We start from the raw sequence: 2412 nt of genomic DNA on the forward strand, positions 1-2412 counted from the left end.
TCGCTTCTCTCTGCTGGGCAATCATAATCCTCTGATTCATAATTATATTAGATTGATTTCGAATAATTGTATCTAATTTTGCTTTAATTTCCTCTAATACAAACATTCCAAGTGCATTATCAAGATTATTAGAACCACTAGTGCTGAACCAGTCATATAAAAAAACAGCAACATATATATTTCTGTATTGTTTCGCAATAACGTTTGCACTATAGGCATGTGCTAACAATGATTCTACACGATTTTTTTCTGAAACATAAAATTTCAGGTTTTGTTCAAGATTAGGAATCTGATTTCTTGCCATCTTATTTTGGTTATCAACTTCCTGGACATATTTTTGATACTCTTTTGTGTATCTTTCGTAATCTGCTTTAATCAATTTATTTTGTTCTTTTGCTTTCTTGACAGAATCATAACCTTTCCACATCATAAAAATACCCAATGAATACCCAAATACAAACACCAAAAACATAAAAGAGCCAGGTGCACTTCCTCTCCCACTAGGATATGCAAAAAACTCATAAGTTGCATATAGCATCAGTAAAAAAAGGAGAAAACCAAAAAATGATATAATCCCTGTCGGTTCTTTCACATATTCTATTTTTTCCTGTGGTTTTGCCCTCCATCCTGCCTTGTATTCATGTAATTTTGCATTGCACACTCTAATGCGTTCATCCAGTTCCCTGATTGCCAGATGATATGCACATATATCATGCAAATATGGTACTAAGAATTCTCTATCGTATGTAGATGCCATTTTATACCCTCCTTTACCCTCATCAAAAATATACACTACATATGTTTCATTATATTTTATAAGGAACTTTTAGTCAACTTTTTATCCCTTGTCAGTTCATATCTATATGCAAAAACTGAACGTAGAATTCAATATAATATAGAATCTGTTTTGCACAAAATGGGGGTGAATACATGGCTTCAATTGATTCTGTAGAAATGGGAGAACGAATAAAAAAGCAGAGACTCCTCAATGGTTACTCGCGAGAAAGACTTGCAGAAATGGCGGATATTACACCTCGTTTTTGTTATGATCTTGAGCTTGGCCAGAAAAATATGTCTGTCAATACACTCTGCAAATTATCCGATTCTCTCCATATTTCTGTAGACTACATTTTATTTGGTTCTTCTGATTCATCTGGTAATCTGGATTCCATTATGGGGTTGCTCAAGACATGTCCTCAGGATAAGTTAGAGCATTTGGAACAGATTGTATCGCATTATATTCAGGCAATACAGCCCACAGATGAATAGATATTCTCATGATATCTTCGCAGTTCTCAGCAGATACTAAGAGCCGATTTCAATCGTCTCCCATTGAAATCGGCTCTACTATCATCTGGCAATACTTCTTTATATATATTATATATTTATATATATTATATATGAACCAGCTAAATCAACAGCTATTCCTGTCGTTCCTTTTTTTGAACTGCAGTATCAGTCTCTGTCATTTCTGACAACAACTTAAGGAAGCGCTACAGTCCCGACACCAGCAATATTATTATTTCCTCCGTCTATCATATACTCAATACGCAATCCATTCATTTTAGCCAATTCACTATTATATTGTATGAAATTATCAAAATCCGATAGACAAAGACGTACTTTAACATCTGCATTTTCAGCTTTGTAATGATCAGCATCAGCTGTGGCCCCAGTCCCATAAAAATAAATCGAATCCGGAGAATCAACAACATCTTCCATTTCTACATGTACGGTATTCGTTTTATAACATGTACATTCTATATCAAATCCTGTCGGAGACACATTACTTACAATTATGTCAAAGTCTGCTGGGTCATCATCATCATATATTTCCCAAGATCCTGCCAATTTATCCGTCACTTCACAAATACTTTCTTCCGTCTTACTGTCCTCCTGATATTCCCATGTGTCACTTCCCGGATTATAATTCCACAACGAGGTAACAATTACTTTTCCGTTAATGTATTTACATTCTTCATAATAATCATTAATTTCTCCTTTAAAACATATCTGATTTTTGTCGCAAGTCATCTCTGAATATTCCATCGGACCAACCAAATTATTTACCATTTTCGTCATCTCTTTTTCACTTGGATAACTTGTAACTTCATAACTATTTGTAAGCCATGAACAATCAGTTATTTGCCATCCCTGATCATATTTTATGTATGAGACATTTGCTTCAAGCTCAAAATCCGCATAATTTCCAGACGCTTCAACGGCAATAGTTGCTGTAAAATTTTTATCCTCTGTCACGCTTTGAATAATCTCATAATCTTTGAATTTAAGAAATTCTCCTGCATTAACAATATTTTTCTCCAAGTCCTCTTTAATCATTTCTTTTGACGGTGCTTTTGAGCCCGAGCATCCAACAAGAAAAACAATTACACTAATTATAATACCATATCC

The 2412-nt window shown here is 34.2% G+C and carries 3 protein-coding genes; 1 reads left to right on the plus strand and 2 read right to left on the minus strand.

Going from position 1 to position 2412, the window contains the following annotated elements; translation table 11 throughout:
• Positions 1-757, minus strand: a 757-nt coding sequence (locus JQM82_RS15225) for a hypothetical protein (RefSeq protein ID WP_235251253.1), incomplete at its 3' end; no start/stop codon positions are given.
• A 173-nt stretch (positions 758-930) separates the two neighbouring features.
• Between JQM82_RS15225 and JQM82_RS15230 the strand changes: the two genes are divergently transcribed.
• Positions 931-1269: a helix-turn-helix domain-containing protein gene (locus tag JQM82_RS15230; protein ID WP_235251254.1), complete on the plus strand. Its 339-nt coding sequence runs from the start codon at positions 931-933 to the stop codon at positions 1267-1269.
• Between the two features lie 213 nt (positions 1270-1482).
• Here the strand turns inward: JQM82_RS15230 and JQM82_RS15235 are convergent.
• The coding region (locus JQM82_RS15235) for a hypothetical protein (protein ID WP_235251255.1) at positions 1483-2412 on the minus strand (930 nt) is incomplete at its 5' end.

This window comes from Faecalicatena contorta (assembly GCF_021531995.1).
Classification (GTDB): domain Bacteria; phylum Bacillota; class Clostridia; order Lachnospirales; family Lachnospiraceae; genus Dorea_A; species Dorea_A contorta_A.

What these genes read in the sequence shown, in the direction of transcription:
- JQM82_RS15230 (WP_235251254.1), top strand. Translation starts at nt 931, where the DNA reads ATGGCTTCAATTGATTCTGTAGAAATGGGAGAACGAATAAAAAAGCAG.